The sequence below is a fragment of the Bacillus sp. FSL R5-0439 genome, from assembly GCF_038008805.1.
Classification (GTDB): Bacteria; Bacillota; Bacilli; order Bacillales; family Bacillaceae; genus Bacillus; species Bacillus safensis.
In genome coordinates, this window is record NZ_JBBOZW010000001.1 from 1,209,239 (window position 1) to 1,224,989 (window position 15,751).

Sequence of the window (15,751 nt, forward strand, 5' to 3'; positions counted from 1 at the left end):
CAGACCTCTTATGGTCTGTTTTCATGAATATGAAATGTTTAAATATTCTACGACTCGCTCCTTTAAATAACGATACTGATCCTCATTCGTATCTTGAAATGCTTCTTCTCGATTTGAAGGTACATCCATATAAACGATTTCCTCAGAGAATTGTGCAGAAGTAAAGTCGATTCTTGTTCCATTCACTACGTTGTAAAAGTGCCATCCGTTGGGTAATGCAGTTTTGTTTATTTTTCCGCCTAAAAGATCATGTACGACTAAAGAAGTGACGCCACATTGTCCGTTTGCCGGGTTGTCTTTACTCCATTTTGAACTAGATTGAGAAGACCATGCTTTATAAAGAGCATCAATGATTTCGTCTGTCGTGTAGAGGTTCATCATAAAAATCCTTTCTATTTGAAAAGTGAAATGAATGTAGTATCTGTTTAGTCTATAGTAGATTTTTTTTCGATCAAAATCCAGATGCTATACTATGGCTAAACCAATATAACAATGAAGATTCAGACAGGAGAGCTCGATGTGGTATTCATCATAGGTATTGTAATCGCTTATATTGTTGCTATTTTAGGCTTTACTGTTTTCGTAGATGTAGGGAATGGGTTGGGGACGGCTCTCAGCATCATCGGGGGAATGGTCATTTTATTCATAGCTGGTAGATTACAAAGACAAAAAGAAAAGAATGGTCCAAACATATTATTAGATAAAATGATGATGCTTTTTCAAGAAGACGGATTTCAGGCTTCAACATACATCTTTTCACAAAATGTGGATAAAGGTTTTGCGATTGATGATGTGCGAAAGGTCATGCGCTTTATTACACATCAACCTGGCGGCTCATCTCGAAAATTCAGGTTTGATGTTACTGAGCTTTCCATGAAAGAGTTGAAACAAGTTGACATGTTAGAAGATGGTGTGCCGATTGAACAATCTGTTGAGAGTGATAATAATGAAGAGATCTCGACACTTGAATTGAGATTAACTATGAATGATCAGGAATCATCAACGATCACGCTCACCTTTCTAAAATTTGATGTGCCTGTTCGTAAGAGCACCGCAGAATATTTGATTGAACGAGAAAATCTGGAGGAGATTTATCATGAAATTGATTCAATGATGAAATCTGAGGATTAATGAAATGACTGTTCATAAAGAAGAAATCACAGTTTGAGGTGGTTTCTTTTTTTATGTCAATCAAGTCAAAGCTGATCCAGTCATTGCGGTTGAATGTTTTTCTCAAAAATGAATAAAGATAGACTAGACACGAAAACGAACATTGATATCGAAATGACTCATGTGATGAGGAGGAAACATACATGCAAAAGCTTTGCAGGGAAGTCTGGATCGAGGTCAATCTTGACGCGATTAAAAGAAATATCGAAGCCATTCAAGCGCATATTCCAAAGAAAAGTAAGATCATGGCTGTCGTAAAGGCGAATGCATATGGGCACGGTTCCGTGGAGGTTGCGCGGCAGGCATTAGAAAGCGGTGCGACAGAGCTTGCAGTTGCCAGCTTGGAAGAAGGCATTGTATTGCGGAGAGCAAAAATTGAAGCACCGATTCTCGTCCTTGGATTTACCCCGCTCGACTGTGTGAAAAGAGCTGCAACCTGGAGAATTGATCTCTCCGGCCTTCGTGAAGACTGGATTGTTCAAGCAAATGAGATTTTAGCGGAAGAAGAAAGTCTGCCCCGGCTTGGGATTCATGTCAATGTCGATACTGGGATGGGACGATTAGGTGTACGGACAAAGGAAGAGCTGTTAGAGGTGGTGAGGGCGCTTGAAGAGAGTGAAAACCTGAGATGGGATGGAATATTTACGCATTTTTCCACTGCGGATGAGCCTGACCCTGATTTCACACTGCTTCAGCACAGCATTTTTATTGATTTTCTTCGTTTCTTAAAAAAACAAGGCATTACATTGCCCACGGTACATATGAACAATACAGCAGCTGCCATCGCATTTCCTGAATTTAGTGCAGATATGATTCGGCTCGGCATCGGGCTATATGGACTGTACCCCTCGCAATACATTGAGAGTTTAGACGCTGTTAAGCTAGAGCCCGCTCTCAGTTTAAAAGCAAGGATTGCGTTCGTGAAGGAAATGGTGACAAAGCCAAGGACCGTCAGCTATGGGGCAACCTATGTAGCAAAACCTGATGAAGTTATAGCAACCATACCAATCGGTTATGCAGATGGGTATTCACGTGCTTTATCCAATAGAGGATTTATGCTTTTCCGAGGAAAACGAATGCCGATTGCTGGCCGAGTCACAATGGATATGACCATGATCAGTTTAGGAGAAATGAAAGCAAAGCAAGGCGAGGAAGTCGTTATTTACGGTCGTCAAAAGGGCGGAGAAATTTCTGTCGATGAAATTGCTGAAATGCTCAATACGATCAACTACGAAGTTGTTGCCACTTTAAGCCGCCGCGTTCCTAGGTTTTATCGTCGGGGCGGGAAGATTATTAAAATATCGACGCCGGTGATGTATGTGTGAGGATAAATAACAGGTGCAAATTGAGGATATTTGTTCTGGTGTACAATGATAAAAATTAAATTTTATTACAAATATGTCGATAAAAGGAGGGATATTTAAGATATGGAGGAAAGAAACGATGAAAAAAAGTTTATTTTTAGTGCTTTTGACTATTTTTATGATGGTCACAATTCATCCGTTAAAAGCTCATGCAGCTGAGACAAATGGGTGGACGAAGCGAGCAGACTTACCGGAAGAGAGACTTCATTCTAGTTCCGCAGTAGTAAATGGGAAGATTTTTGTTTTTGGGGGAAGTAGTGAAAAGGCATATAGTAATAAAAATACCTACATGTACGATCCTCACAAAAATGAGTGGAGCTCAAAAGCTGACATGCCTAGAGAAAGAACAGATAGTACGGCAGTGGCGATAGGTAAAAAAGTATATGTCATTGGAGGAGCATATCAAGATAGCACAAATACGATTGATATTTATGATGCAGAATTAGATACATGGGCAGAAACACCGATTAATATACCATACTATGCTGTGACAAAAGGTGACATAAGTGCAAGTGTTGTAAATGATAAGATTTATATTCTTGCAACGAATAAAAGTCCTCATCAAGAACATAATTTTTATAGTTATGATACAAAAACAGATAAATGGCTACAATTAAAAATGTTTCCTCAGCAATTTACTGGTATGTCTATGTCAGAAGTCGTTGACAACAAAATTTATGCTACAGGTGGAGAAAGAACAGTTAGTAATCACAAAAATTCCCAAGTATATGAATACAACATTGAAACAAATCAATGGGTACAAACAAAATCACAGTTAAAGTTTTATCAACTAGGGGCTGCATTTACAACATATCAGGGAAAATTGTTCATGGCTGGAGGTCAGTATGATGACAGAGCCAGTCTATTATCACCATACACACAGTTTTATGATGCTAAAACGAATTCTGTGAAAAGAAGCTCGATCAATTTACCTGAAGCTAGAGTAGGTTCAAGTGCTGTAACGATTGAGGATACCATATATATCATAGGTGGACGAAATTTCCAGCAAGATTATCATTCAAAATCGATTAAAAGTGATTACAAATCAGTGATTTCTATCTCACTAAAAGATTTACAAATTGCTGAAGGTGAAACAAAGCCAGATGATGGCACAACCGAAGAACCAAAAGATCAGGACGGAACAAAGTCAGATGATGGCACAACCGAAGAACCAAAAGATCAGGACGGAACAAAGCCAGATGATGGCACAACCGAAGAACCAAAAGATCAGGACGGAACAAAGCCAGATGATGGCACAACCGAAGAACCAAAAGATCAAGACGGGACAAAGCCGGGTGATGGCACAACCGAAGAACCAAAAGATCAAGACGGAACAAAGCCGGGTGATGGCACAACCGAAGAACCGAAAGATCAGGACGGGACAAAACCTGGTGAAGAATCAACAAAAGGTATACTTTCAATTACCATGATAAACGGGCTGCAAAAGGATTATTTGCTTTCAATGAAAGAAATCAACGATTTTCTAAACTGGTATAAAGAGAGAAGTTTTGGAATTGGCATGAACTTCTATGAAATCAATGATGAACACAATAAAGGTCCTTTCACAAGTAAGAAGGATTACGTTGTGTACCAAAATATCTTAATGTTTGATATCAAGCAATACTGATATTCATAGATTTTGTAAAGCTGCTGATTATAGATCAGCAGCTTTTATTTTTATAGAATTGTCAAAGTTAGGATCAACGTCATGAAAAAAATGCGATTTTTTTTAAAAAATCTGCTAAACATCCTATAATCACGTCCGATAATAGAATTGTCAGGGTTGTTAAGCCCTAGAATAAAGGACTTTTTTCAGACAAGGACGTCTGTCAGGTCCCATATACATGGAGGTAATAGGAAATGAGAATTAACCACAATATCGCAGCACTTAACACATTAAACCGTTTGTCTGCAAACAACGGTGCGAGCCAAAAGAACATGGAGAAACTTTCTTCTGGTCTTAAAATCAACCGTGCAGGAGATGACGCTGCAGGTCTAGCAATTTCTGAAAAAATGCGTGGACAAATCCGCGGTTTAGAAATGGCATCTAAAAACGCACAAGACGGTATCTCTCTTATTCAAACAGCTGAAGGTGCATTGACTGAAACTCACTCAATCCTTCAACGTGTTCGTGAACTAGTCGTACAAGCTGGAAACACTGGTACACAGGATAAAACTACTGATCTTCAATCTATTCAAGATGAGATTAAAGCTCTACAAGAAGAAGTAGATGGTATCTCAAATCGTACAGAGTTTAACGGTAAAAAATTGTTAGATGGTACATTTAAAGCTCCTGCTGATCCTGCAGCACCAACTGCTACTGAGAAATCTTTAGTATTCCAAATCGGTGCTAACTCAACTCAACAAATTTCAGTTAACATTGAAAAAATGAGCACTGATGCACTAGGAGTTAAAGATCCAGCTGATACAACTGGAAGAGCAATCTTAGCTAATCAATCTGTGAAAGATATTGATGTAACTAAATTTGCTGATAATGCTGCAACTGCAACTGATGTAGGTTTTGATACACAATTAAAGATTGTTGATTCTGCAATCAACCAAGTATCTGCTCAACGTGGTAAACTTGGTGCGGTTCAAAACCGCCTAGAGCACACAATCAATAACCTTGGTGCATCTTCTGAAAACTTAACAGCTGCTGAGTCTCGTATCCGTGACGTTGACATGGCGAAAGAAATGAGTGAGTTCACAAAGAACAACATTCTTTCTCAAGCGTCTCAAGCAATGCTTGCACAAGCTAACCAACAGCCACAAAACGTACTTCAATTACTACGTTAATGAAAAGCCCCTTTATGGGGCTTTTTTTTATGTCTTGTTCTTCGAATTTCTCTTTTTATGATTCTTAAGTCATTTTTGTAAAATGTGAAAAAAGTCCTCAAATTAAAGTATTCTCTAGCGAAACGATCATAACGAATAAGTCTTTTTCCTTATTTGATCCTTTTTTGTTAAACATTCTCTATTATGGTTCGATAAAGGGAATGTAAGGCTTACAAAAAAATCTGTTTTAGAACTTTTGGACATGGATGTCTAATTGGTTCAAACACATGGAGGTAATAGGAAATGAGAATTAACCACAATATCGCAGCACTTAACACTCTGAACCGTTTGTCTGCAAACAATGGAGCAGGGCAAAAGAACATGGAGAAACTTTCTTCTGGTCTTAAAATCAACCGTGCAGGAGATGACGCTGCAGGTCTAGCAATTTCTGAAAAAATGCGTGGACAAATCCGCGGTTTAGAAATGGCATCTAAAAACGCACAGGACGGTATCTCTCTTATCCAAACAGCTGAAGGTGCATTGACTGAAACTCACTCAATCCTTCAACGTGTTCGTGAACTAGTTATTCAAGCTGGAAACACTGGTACACAAGACAAAGATACGGATCTTCAATCTATTCAAGATGAGATTCAAGCATTACAAGAAGAAGTAGATGGTATCTCAAATCGTACAGAGTTTAACGGTAAAAAATTGTTAGATGGTACGTTTAAAGCAGGAGAGGATGCAGCAGCTCCAGATCCAGATGATCCAGATGCAACTCCAACTCCAGCTACTGGTAATGCTTTAGTATTCCAAATCGGTGCTAACGCAACTCAACAAATTTCAGTTAATATTGAAAAAATGAGTACTGATGCATTAGGAGTTAAAACTGATGGGGAAATTGTAGAAAATCAAGCTGTTAAAGACATCGATGTAAGAAAATTTGCTGACAATGATGCAAAAGCAGAAGATGTTGGTTTTGATACTCAACTAAAAATTGTTGACGCAGCTATCAACCAAGTATCTGCTCAACGTGCTAAACTTGGTGCAGTTCAAAACCGTCTAGAGCACACAATCAACAACCTTGGTGCTTCTGCTGAAAACTTAACAGCTGCTGAGTCTCGTATCCGTGACGTTGACATGGCGAAAGAAATGAGTGAGTTCACAAAGAACAACATTCTTTCTCAAGCATCTCAAGCAATGTTAGCACAAGCAAACCAACAGCCACAAAACGTACTTCAATTATTACGTTAATGAAAAAGCCCCAATAAAGGGGCTTTTTTTAGTTCAATCAAATGACAGCAAGTGCTCTAGACGAAAGTCAGGAACCGCTTCATGGAAAAAAGCTCGGTTGCCTTCATCGTTCTTTTGATCCCATTGCTTCCACCATTCGGCGGTTTCTCCTGAGGTGTCAGCTTGAATCATGTCGTGCAGCTGTTCTAAGTTGATGATTTCTCTCGGTTCTGTTAAGAAAGAATGCATTCGGTGATACACCTCAAGACGTTCAGGCTGTTTTGTGACAATGGCGTATTGTACGTAGCGATTTAAAAATTCCTGTACGAACGTCAAGTGGGGTATGGTTGTTTCTCCTTTTAACTCAACACCGTCCCAAGCCATATCAGCAATTGCACAAAGCCACCAGCCAAGATCACTCACTTGCTGCATTTGTTGTAATGTGTCCTTTTCAAAAGACAGCCGCTCATTTTTTTGTGCTTGTTTGAGCATACGGTCAAGTGTTTGTGCTTCAAGAGCTGCTTTGGTCATACCCTGACCATGAATGGGATCTAACGTACATAAGGCATCGCCCATCACCAATAATCCACTTGGCCAATCCTGCATATGTTCATAGTGATGTCTTACGCAAGAAGGTACTCTAAATCCTTTTGGTTTTGTAAAGGGCGTTAAATGGGTGATGGCTTCTGTTATCGCGGGATCGCTCAGAGCAGCGGTTTCTGAATCAAACTGATCAGCATCCGTTGTTGGATAATGTGAACCGCCGGCTGCAGAAAGAAGCACAGCTACTAAATCATGATCTACCCGTTCAAACAGTCCTGTTGGGATTTGCTTGTCTGGTTGGCCAACTACAACCATTGATTGCAGGGGTGGCGCACCTGATGGTATTTGATAGTATCTTGTGCTGTAGCCTAGAAACACACTTAACTCATCAGTCTGTGGTAAGGTGAGTCCAGCGTCTTTCAGCCATTTTGGCAATTTAGACATTCTTCCAGACGTATCAATTACTAAGTTCGCTTTCATTTCATGAATGCTGCCAGGTTTTACTTGCCGGTCCTTCACGATAAGCCCCATGACTTGATTAGTTCCCTCTTTAAACTGAAGGGAGATGGCTTCATGTTTTTCTAAAAACTGCACGCGTTCCTCTGTTACCATTCTTTGCATCAATACCCACTCTAGCATTGCGCGTCTTGTGACGGCGGTTTCTTCTCTATCAGTGAGCGTTAATTCGCCATCTTTTGTGATAAATCGAGAGGTTTGATGCATGGTATTAAATCCGCCCATTGCCAGTAATTCTTTTGTATAACCAGGAAATAGACGTTCAACGATTTGCTTGCCAAGTGGCAACATTCTATGTGGGTGAAAGGCTTGAGGAGTGCCGAGACGATTCTCAGGAGAGTCCGGCAGTTCATCCTTTTCAATAATCAATACTTGATGATAAAACGTTGATAAAACTTTTGCAGCGAGCATCCCGGTGATACCTCCGCCAATGACGATTGCCCGCTCATATTTCATGGGTTGTGTCAAAACATGCGCCTCCATTGAATACACAAAATGGTTACATGACCATTTCATCATATGTTGATTCATTAATTATAGCAAATTTCCGCTTGAATATAGAAAGGAAACGTACTTCTTTTTACTCGTAAATATGAAGAATTTCTTCAATCATTATTATTATTTTTAAAAAGTAACTATTAATTTAAGAAGAACGACCGATAAACTATATAAGGGGGTAGAGAAATTGGATATACTACAGAGTATTGTGACAGCAGCACCTTATATGATGCAGATTTTAAAAAACGAAGTGACGATGGGTGTCATTGATCGAGAGAAATTTTTGCTGTATTTGCCATCGAAAGATGTAGATTTTCAAATTCGTGCTGGAGAACTTATTAAACCAGATGATTTAAATATGAAAAAAGCGCTTAGAGGTGAGACATCAAGTATGTTTGTGCCTGAATCGGTTTACGGAATACCGTTAAATGCAATGGGGCTTCCAATTTTTGATGAAAATCAACAAGTGATCGGCGCACTCGCTTTAGGTTTTCCGCTTAAAAATCAATTAGAGCTTGAAGCATATATGGAGTCATTAAATGACATCATTCATAGTATTCAAGAAAAGGTGCATGTGGTGGCGGCGCATTCAGAGGAGCTTTCTGCGACAAGTGAGGAAATGACCTTACAAACGCAGCAAACACTTGAAAGCTCGAAAAAAACATCCGATATTACAAAGATGATTAAAGGGATTTCGAAACAAACGAGTTTGCTAGGATTGAATGCGTCAATCGAAGCAGCCAGGGCAGGAAAAGAAGGGGCTGGTTTTAGTGTTGTAGCCAGTGAGGTTCAAAAGCTTTCAAGTGAAACTTCACGTGCAACAGAAAATATCGAAAGCTCTTTACAAGGAATTTCCTCCAATATACATACATTACTTGAGAGTATGGGACATATGAAAGGTTCATCAGCAGAGCAGGCTTTACTTGTAACAGAGTTTAGTGAAATTGTGGAACGACTGACAATCGTAAGTAAAGAAATGAAAGAATTTATGCAGCATGTGATGTCAACGTAAAAAACGAATCCAAGAGGGATTCGTTTTTTAATACGCTATTTTCTTTTGTTCCGATCAAAGCGATAATCGTATGTTTCACCCTTTACCACATTTAAAAATTCATGCCCGATTTGAACAAGCTGTCCATTTTTCCACTTGATGAGGGGGTCTTTATCAGGGTATTTCCAGTAAATCGTTTTCTTTCGGTGGGTGAGCTTGTTTTCAATTTCTGCTCTAACTGCATTCTCCTTTAGTTTCCCTCCGCTATGTCGATAGGTGTTGATGATATATGTTCCGTCAGGTGATGTCATCGAGCGGATAAAGGTTCCGTGAGATACGCCTTGAAGAGAAAAGCATTTCCAGTAAATGATGCCAGCGAAGCTAAGGAATAAGATGACAAGGGTGATGGTGGTTTTCTTTTTTAACATGAATTCCTCCAGATGTAGATCACAATATTTCTAATTTATGAGAGAGAATGCAAAAAGATTCATATAGTCCAAAAGTTCTATTCATTTCAATTATCGGTCATTTTTTCTCAAAATTCAACAGATAGCCGTAAAGATAAGGAAAATTTAAGGATGTTTTATGTTGATAGGTCATTCGAAATCCCTTTACAAAAGAATTTAAGATCAGTAGACTTATGCTCATATAGAGAAATGGGGAAGATGGAATGACGCAAATCATTGATACATATCAAAGTTATGAAGAGCTTTCCGCTCATGAAAGAGAAGGAATCGATTATCAAATTCTTCACGAGCGGAAAGGTGACCAGCTTTTGGTTTTATCCCCTCATGCCGGAGGAATTGAATCTGGCGTGAGTGAGCTCATTCATGAAATCGCAAGTAATCAGTCTATGTATTTATTTGAAGGCCTTAAAGTGAAAGGCAATCATGTGCTTCACATTACAAGCACACGTTTCGATGAGCCGGTCTGCCTTTCTCTAGTGCATACCCATCATTACACGTTTGCGCTCCATGGCTACGGGGAAACGGAGATGCTTCAAACATTAGTGGGCGGGACAGACAGAGAAAGAGCGGCGGAAACAGTGAAACGTTTAACGCTTAATGGCTTCCAAGCAGTGCTGCTATCTGAATCTGATCGTTATTCTGGAACACATCCTCACAATATCAATAATCAATGTCTGACGGGAAAAAGTGTACAACTTGAAATCAGTCAGGCGCAAAGAAGAGCATTCTTTCAAGACTTCAGACGGCGCTATCGCCGCGAAACGCAAAATGAGCAATTTTATCGGTACACAAATGTACTCAAGCAAGTATTAAACCTGTATGAATAAACGCCTGTTCCCCTATGCAGAGAGGCTTACGTTTGATAAACAGCTTCTTTTTCCGCGACCTTTTCGGCTTTCATTAAATAAGATGTAAACTCTTGTTGGAAGCGAATGCCGGCTTTCCGCTGTTCGAATAAGGCCAGCCGCTTTTCAGCGAAAGCCCAGGTGACGTGAAATGTTTGCGCAATGTGCAAAATGGCTTGCTGCCGAAGGTTTGGAAGCTTCATTTGCATCAGCATAAAGGTCGGTACACAAAAGTGATACATGAATTGTTTAGCTTGAAACTCTTGCAGTTCTCGAAAGAGTTTGTGCATCTTGAAATGATTGCCTGCATGCTTGAGCACATGACAAAGCTCGTGGGCAAAATCCTGCCATTGTTCCTCAGACGATAGAGATCTGTTTAATATAATACTGTAAAGACCTTGATGTTTGATCATCATGCTGCCAGTATCCTCATAGTGGACCCATACATGAAATTCAGAAGCGATCCTTTGCATGTCTCTATAAGCAGGACCGCTTATTTGTAATTTGGCATATAACCGCTTAATCTCTTCTTCTAAATGGGTTAAAAATCCAGTCATTTAAAAACCTCCAAGCAAACGTATGTTCTGTTTTTGGTGTAAAAGAAAAGTCCATATAGGACTAAATAGCTAATTGAGCTATTGCTTACTTTTAATATCGGCTTATTTTTAACAATTTTAACATAAAATCAAGGAAAAATGGAATTAATTCCTGTTTTTTTCTGCATTTTTACGTTTTTCACTACTAAAAAGAGTGGATTGAATTCAAATTTTACCATAGTCTTATCACTAAAACAAATACATGTTGTCTTACGAACGCCACCAATTGATGAGAAAGATCAATTCAATCTAGCAAAAGGGAGTGCAGAACATGGTAGAAATTTATCAAGATTTTATTCCAGTTGGAAACGGAAACCGCCCAGGATACGCCATGACACCGATGTATGTGACGGTGCATAACACAGCAAACACATCAAAAGGAGCGGATGCGAAAAGTCATGCGGCATATGTGAAACGCCCAACGACAGAGGTGAGCTGGCACTTTACAGTGGATGATCATGAAATTTTTCAGCATCTGCCGTTAAATGAAAATGGCTGGCATGCAGGGGACGGACAAGGCAATGGTAATCGAAAGTCGATCGGCATTGAAATTTGTGAAAATGAAGATGGGAATTTCCAGCAAGCGGTCAAACATGCGCAATGGCTCATCCAAAAGCTGCTGAAAGAACATAACATTCCACTAGCTAACGTGGTTACACATCAGCACTGGTCTGGAAAAGCATGTCCACGCCTGCTTCTTGCTACATGGGATGAATTTAAAAAAGGAATTGAAACGGCAGGAGACCCTGAGACGGTCATCACGTATGTCGTCAAAAGCGGGGATACGTTAACGAGTATTGCTAAAGCTCATGACGTCACAGTTCAGGATCTACAGAAGTGGAATAACATTAGCGACCCGAACAAGATTCAAATTGGACAGGTTCTTAAAATTTATCGAAATGATGGAAAAATGATGTATGAGCTGCCGGATGGGATTTTAAAGGTGACTTCGCCTCTAACGAAGGGAGAGCACGTACGCCTCGTCCAAAAAGCGCTTGCTGCCGTTTATTTTTATCCTGATAAATCGGCTGCAGATAAAGGCATCGATGGTGTTTACGGAGAAAAAACGGCGAATGCCGTGGCACGCTTTCAGCTGGTGAACGGTCTGACAAGTGATGGGGTATACGGTCCTAAAACGAAGGAAAAGCTGCTTAAACTATTAAATCAGTGAGTGTTTCTGTTTGTATGATTGGATGGCTGTTTCACTTTTTTCAATTAATCGCCTAGTATATGGGGATGGCTGATATTCGGCAAACTGAACATATCTTAGTTGTTTGATTTTCTTTTTCATTTTGGCACCTCAATCGTTGCAGCGTATAGCGTATTGTATGCAAGTCTATGTAAAAATGGAATCAGGACGCGGATTTCGTTCCGCGTCCTTTAGTGTAATCAAGCCTTTTTGTTTTTATACTCATCGAGAAGCTGTTCATTCTTTTTAAAAATTCGCTCAGTATGGGGGCTTACCTTATAATCGGCCATACTGATATGGCGTTTTTTCTTTAAAATTTTAAAAGGGTTTTTCTTAGGATTGTTGTTATCCCCTTGAAGTGCGTGGTCCATCTTCATCACCTTCCTCTTCGTCAGGCAAGATTAGGTCATAAATTGTTGTAAGTGATGTCATTAATAAATAGTCGAACTCCGTGACAATCTCATCGGAGGTGAGCTTAATGACAAAATGAGCATCTGCTACAGAAAATGGGATGAGCACCAAATGACCGAAATCATCATAATATACTTCCTGCCTGTCAAGCTTCGCCTGAATGAGAGCCCGCTGGTCAAGTGTCCGAAGCAGGTCATCTTTTTGTTCCTGCGTATCGTATGGACAAAGCACCGCTTGAATATTCATCTTGTCGGCAAAAGAATAAATTAGCCGCTCAATTCCCTCTATATATGCCTCTACACTTCCATAATATACATGGATCGGTTCATTTTTCAATAGGTATTGGTACGTTTTTAGTTTATTAAGGTAAGAATGAAGCAGATCGTTATTTTGTTCAAGGAGTTGATGGGTGTCGGTTTCCAGCTCATGATTTCCGAGTTTCTTAATATAGGAGCTAAGAAAGATGAAAGCATCGGTTAATGCGAAAAAAACGGCAATGATCAAGTAGTGCATCCAATCAGTGAAGATAGAAGAAGGATCATTTGTCCAGTACACGACAGCACCCGCTACATAAATCCAATACCACGTTTTACGAATGGCAAACATCTTTTCTTTTACTTTTTGTTCAAAGCGCCATACCGCAAATACATACACAGCAAGAGCACCTAGCAATAACCATACAGTCAATTGAAAAAATAATAGCATGTTCTTCTCTCCCATAGACAGATGATTACTTGTTTATTTCTATGGATATGATTGGAAACCCTGCTTCATGAAAAAATGTCCTGCGGGGAAAGGATATTTAAGTGTGCAGACAAATAAAAAAAGACCTGTCAGACAGGTCTTTGAAATTAGAGAATCGCATTTAACACAAAGTATATAAGAGCTCCTAGAGTTCCTGAAATCGGTAATGTAATCACCCAAGTGACAAGCATACGTTTTGCCGTACCCCAGTTTACCCCTTTGACTCTGTGTGCAGAACCTACACCTAGAATAGAAGATGAGATCACGTGAGTGGTACTAACAGGTAAGTGAATAAACGTCGCACCGAAGATAATAGCTGCACCCGTTAAGTCGGCAGATACTCCGTTTACTGGACGAATTTTCATAATTTTACCGCCGACTGTTTTGATAATCTTCCAGCCGCCAATAGAAGTACCGAGTCCCATTGCAAGCGCACAAGAGAATTGTACCCAGAAAGGAATGTCGTCTGTTGTATGCAAATTACCTGCAATTAAAGCCATCGTAATAATTCCCATCGCTTTTTGCGCATCGTTTGTTCCATGGGTATACGATTGCAGTGCAGCCGTTAAAATTTGAACACGTCGGAATTGTTTATTTGTTTTTGCGAGATTGTTGTTTCTAAATATAATTTTGATAATGGTATACACGATATATCCCAATACGAAAGCTAGGATAGGTGAAAGCAAAAGGGCTTGAATGATTTTAATGAATCCCGAATAGTTTAAAGCGCCAAAACCAGCAGAGGCAATAACCGCTCCTGCAATTGATCCGATTAGTGCATGTGAAGAACTACTCGGAATCCCGTAATACCAAGTAAGCAAGTTCCATGTGATGGCGGCAATTAAAGCAGCCAAGATCACAACAGAGCCGTTTTGAAGTGTAAATGGATCTGCGATATCTTTTGTAATGGATTTTGCCACACCTGTAAATGTCATTGCTCCTAAGAAGTTCATGAACGCTGCCATGATAATCGCATGTCTAGGCTTTAATGCCTTCGTTGAAACTGAAGTCGCAATGGCATTTGCTGTATCGTGGAACCCGTTAATGAAATCAAAAGCAAGTGCACAAATGACAATAAGTATGGTAAGGATGAGTAATGTGTCCATGTTTAACTAACCCCGTTACGCATTCTTCATAATGATTGTTTCTAGATTGTTGGCAACACTTTGACAGGAATCAGCGATTTCTTCAAGTGTTTCGTAAATTTCTTTGTATTGAATCACCTTAATTGGATCTGTTTCTTTTCCAAACAAGTTCTTTAATGATTTACGATGAAGATTGTCACAATTATGTTCAATCTCTTTAATCTTGATTGCGTGCGGATGAATATCTTTCAAGCGATTTTCAGCTAGTAAATCAATTGTGATTAAAATTTCTTTCGCACACTCTCTGATGTAGTGGCTGAATTTGTCGATATGTTCGTCAGAGCTTGTGATTGAGTAAATTTCTAATGTTGCGGAAAAATGCTCAATTCCATCTAAAACATCATCGAGGCTATTCGTTAATTGAAGAATGTCTTCACGTTCAATCGGTGTAATAAAGGCTTTGTTCAGCTCTTTAATCATGGTATGAACATGATTATCACCTTTTGTCTCATATTCCTTCAATGTGTCAGAAAATTCTTTCAGAGTGGTTTGATTTGTTACTTTATAGCTAACAAAATACTCAGCAGTTTCATCTAAATTTTTAGCAATTTCCGTTAACAAGACGGAAAACTTGTCTTTTTTCCTTTTTAACATGTAAAAACCCTCCATTGTATAAATGAGACAATGCACACATCAAATAATTATATATTCTTTTGTCGAAAAAAAACAGGTGTAGTCGAAAATTTCTTCACTTTTTCTATTTGATCTTATTCTGACCTAAAGATGTGATCTCAACACACCTTTTTCTAAAAGGGGAAAAGCAACGAAAAAAGCGGGCCATTTTTGGCACCGCTTATAGGCTAAGAAGCCGAATGAATCAGCTTAAACCTTTCACAAACAAGAAGCATATCCTCTTTGAAATCTAATCCGTATGATTGGAGTGCTTCTGTGAAAAATTCTTTATGTTCTCTATACCAATAGTCATAAGATAAATCGCCTTCACCTTCTGCTTTTACAAATGATTCGGGGACTTCATTCATTGGCATGACATCTACATGTGTAATTTCAATGATGGCTTTTGGCTCTTCCTGGCTATCCAAAATGACCGCATATTGTCCGGGTTTTGGAAGCGGCTCCTGTTCCTTTTCATAAAACAGGTGTCCAGAACAAGTGGCTGTTTTCTTTCCTTGCTTGACAAGATCAAGTAAATGATCTGGATCTGATCCGAATGCCCACGCCGATACAAATGCGTCAGCGGGTGCTTGTTCTGATTTCTCTTTCCAATAGTCTTCCCAAAATAATCTGCTTTTGTTGTTCACCGTTT

At 39.3% G+C, this 15,751-nt stretch carries 17 protein-coding genes; 8 read left to right on the forward strand and 9 right to left on the reverse strand.

The genetic code is table 11. The annotated features are described in order from the left end of the window. Nucleotides 1-21: 21 nt before the first annotated feature. Nucleotides 22-378 carry a YunG family protein gene (locus tag NST59_RS06055; RefSeq protein ID WP_126681723.1) on the reverse strand — a complete coding sequence of 119 codons (357 nt, stop codon included), beginning with the start codon at nt 376-378 and terminating at the stop codon, nt 22-24. 141 nt (nt 379-519) lie between these two features. On the opposite strand from NST59_RS06055, the gene NST59_RS06060 reads away from it, so the two are divergent. The 5 genes from NST59_RS06060 (at nt 520) to hag (NST59_RS06080) (ending at nt 6,563) form a co-directional block, all read left to right on the forward strand. Further along, entirely contained in the window at nt 520-1,131 is a 612-nt protein-coding gene (locus tag NST59_RS06060; RefSeq protein WP_039177914.1) for a hypothetical protein, read from the forward strand. Between the two features lie 182 nt (nt 1,132-1,313). Then, nucleotides 1,314-2,495 (forward strand): alanine racemase, encoded by a 1,182-nt coding sequence (alr, locus tag NST59_RS06065; RefSeq protein WP_039177916.1) that lies wholly within the window; start codon nt 1,314-1,316, stop codon nt 2,493-2,495. A gap of 118 nt (nt 2,496-2,613) precedes the next feature. Continuing rightward, nucleotides 2,614-4,161 carry a Kelch repeat-containing protein gene (locus tag NST59_RS06070; RefSeq protein WP_216431181.1) on the forward strand — a complete coding sequence of 516 codons (1,548 nt, stop codon included), beginning with the start codon at nt 2,614-2,616 and terminating at the stop codon, nt 4,159-4,161. 233 nt (nt 4,162-4,394) lie between these two features. Continuing rightward, nucleotides 4,395-5,330, forward strand: a complete 936-nt coding sequence (hag, locus tag NST59_RS06075; protein ID WP_095408260.1) for a flagellin Hag — start codon at nt 4,395-4,397, stop codon at nt 5,328-5,330. Between the two features lie 282 nt (nt 5,331-5,612). Further along, nucleotides 5,613-6,563, forward strand: coding sequence for a flagellin Hag (hag, locus tag NST59_RS06080; RefSeq protein ID WP_107163522.1), 951 nt, complete (start codon nt 5,613-5,615; stop codon nt 6,561-6,563). A 33-nt stretch (nt 6,564-6,596) separates the two neighbouring features. Here hag (NST59_RS06080) and NST59_RS06085 read toward each other — a convergent pair whose 3' ends face one another. Further along, entirely contained in the window at nt 6,597-8,069 is a 1,473-nt protein-coding gene (locus NST59_RS06085; protein WP_327841955.1) for an NAD(P)/FAD-dependent oxidoreductase, read from the reverse strand. 217 nt (nt 8,070-8,286) lie between these two features. On the opposite strand from NST59_RS06085, the gene NST59_RS06090 reads away from it, so the two are divergent. Continuing rightward, the gene (locus NST59_RS06090) at nt 8,287-9,111 is read left to right on the forward strand and encodes a methyl-accepting chemotaxis protein (protein ID WP_047203586.1); all 825 of its coding nucleotides are present in this window, start codon (nt 8,287-8,289) and stop codon (nt 9,109-9,111) included. 35 nt (nt 9,112-9,146) lie between these two features. Here the strand turns inward: NST59_RS06090 and NST59_RS06095 are convergent, their stop codons facing one another. Further along, complete coding sequence (locus NST59_RS06095) at nt 9,147-9,518, reverse strand: DUF5412 domain-containing protein (protein ID WP_039177928.1); 372 nt, start codon at nt 9,516-9,518, stop codon at nt 9,147-9,149. A 242-nt stretch (nt 9,519-9,760) separates the two neighbouring features. Here NST59_RS06095 and NST59_RS06100 point away from each other — a divergent pair, with 242 nt between their 5' ends. Further along, nucleotides 9,761-10,384: a poly-gamma-glutamate hydrolase family protein gene (locus NST59_RS06100; RefSeq protein WP_058838925.1), complete on the forward strand. Its 624-nt coding sequence runs from the start codon at nt 9,761-9,763 to the stop codon at nt 10,382-10,384. Nucleotides 10,385-10,410: 26 nt separating this feature from the next. On the opposite strand, the gene NST59_RS06105 is transcribed toward NST59_RS06100, so the two are convergent. Then, nucleotides 10,411-10,959 (reverse strand): ImmA/IrrE family metallo-endopeptidase, encoded by a 549-nt coding sequence (locus NST59_RS06105; RefSeq protein WP_024424963.1) that lies wholly within the window; start codon nt 10,957-10,959, stop codon nt 10,411-10,413. A 310-nt stretch (nt 10,960-11,269) separates the two neighbouring features. Between NST59_RS06105 and NST59_RS06110 the strand changes: the two genes are divergently transcribed. Further along, nucleotides 11,270-12,169: an N-acetylmuramoyl-L-alanine amidase gene (locus NST59_RS06110; protein WP_039177933.1), complete on the forward strand. Its 900-nt coding sequence runs from the start codon at nt 11,270-11,272 to the stop codon at nt 12,167-12,169. Between the two features lie 218 nt (nt 12,170-12,387). On the opposite strand, the gene NST59_RS06115 is transcribed toward NST59_RS06110, so the two are convergent. From NST59_RS06115 to NST59_RS06135, 5 genes are all read right to left on the reverse strand, one after another. Beyond that, nucleotides 12,388-12,564, reverse strand: coding sequence for a type II toxin-antitoxin system SpoIISB family antitoxin (locus tag NST59_RS06115; RefSeq protein ID WP_080652934.1), 177 nt, complete (start codon nt 12,562-12,564; stop codon nt 12,388-12,390). Then, on the reverse strand, nt 12,533-13,303 hold the full coding sequence (locus tag NST59_RS06120) for a type II toxin-antitoxin system SpoIISA family toxin (RefSeq protein WP_039177934.1): 771 nt from the start codon (nt 13,301-13,303) through the stop codon (nt 12,533-12,535). Before NST59_RS06120 ends, NST59_RS06115 begins: the two co-directional genes overlap by 32 nt. A gap of 146 nt (nt 13,304-13,449) precedes the next feature. Next, nucleotides 13,450-14,448: an inorganic phosphate transporter gene (locus NST59_RS06125; protein ID WP_017359158.1), complete on the reverse strand. Its 999-nt coding sequence runs from the start codon at nt 14,446-14,448 to the stop codon at nt 13,450-13,452. A gap of 15 nt (nt 14,449-14,463) precedes the next feature. Beyond that, entirely contained in the window at nt 14,464-15,081 is a 618-nt protein-coding gene (locus tag NST59_RS06130; protein WP_024426775.1) for a DUF47 domain-containing protein, read from the reverse strand. Between the two features lie 206 nt (nt 15,082-15,287). Next, nucleotides 15,288-15,746, reverse strand: coding sequence for an ASCH domain-containing protein (locus NST59_RS06135; protein WP_144490643.1), 459 nt, complete (start codon nt 15,744-15,746; stop codon nt 15,288-15,290). Between the last annotated feature and the right edge of the window lie 5 nt (nt 15,747-15,751).

Excerpts from the sequence above, each read along its gene's own strand:
- NST59_RS06110 (WP_039177933.1), top strand. The coding sequence starts at position 11,270 with ATGGTAGAAATTTATCAAGATTTTATTCCAGTTGGAAACGGAAACCGC.
- NST59_RS06130 (WP_024426775.1), bottom strand. The coding sequence starts at position 15,081 with ATGTTAAAAAGGAAAAAAGACAAGTTTTCCGTCTTGTTAACGGAAATT.
- NST59_RS06055 (WP_126681723.1), bottom strand. The coding sequence starts at position 378 with ATGAACCTCTACACGACAGACGAAATCATTGATGCTCTTTATAAAGCA.
- NST59_RS06100 (WP_058838925.1), top strand. The coding sequence starts at position 9,761 with ATGACGCAAATCATTGATACATATCAAAGTTATGAAGAGCTTTCCGCT.
- hag (WP_095408260.1), top strand. The coding sequence starts at position 4,395 with ATGAGAATTAACCACAATATCGCAGCACTTAACACATTAAACCGTTTG.
- alr (WP_039177916.1), top strand. The coding sequence starts at position 1,314 with ATGCAAAAGCTTTGCAGGGAAGTCTGGATCGAGGTCAATCTTGACGCG.
- NST59_RS06105 (WP_024424963.1), bottom strand. The coding sequence starts at position 10,959 with ATGACTGGATTTTTAACCCATTTAGAAGAAGAGATTAAGCGGTTATAT.
- NST59_RS06115 (WP_080652934.1), bottom strand. The coding sequence starts at position 12,564 with ATGAAGATGGACCACGCACTTCAAGGGGATAACAACAATCCTAAGAAA.
- NST59_RS06120 (WP_039177934.1), bottom strand. The coding sequence starts at position 13,303 with ATGCTATTATTTTTTCAATTGACTGTATGGTTATTGCTAGGTGCTCTT.
- NST59_RS06125 (WP_017359158.1), bottom strand. The coding sequence starts at position 14,448 with ATGGACACATTACTCATCCTTACCATACTTATTGTCATTTGTGCACTT.
- NST59_RS06095 (WP_039177928.1), bottom strand. The coding sequence starts at position 9,518 with ATGTTAAAAAAGAAAACCACCATCACCCTTGTCATCTTATTCCTTAGC.
- hag (WP_107163522.1), top strand. The coding sequence starts at position 5,613 with ATGAGAATTAACCACAATATCGCAGCACTTAACACTCTGAACCGTTTG.
- NST59_RS06070 (WP_216431181.1), top strand. The coding sequence starts at position 2,614 with ATGAAAAAAAGTTTATTTTTAGTGCTTTTGACTATTTTTATGATGGTC.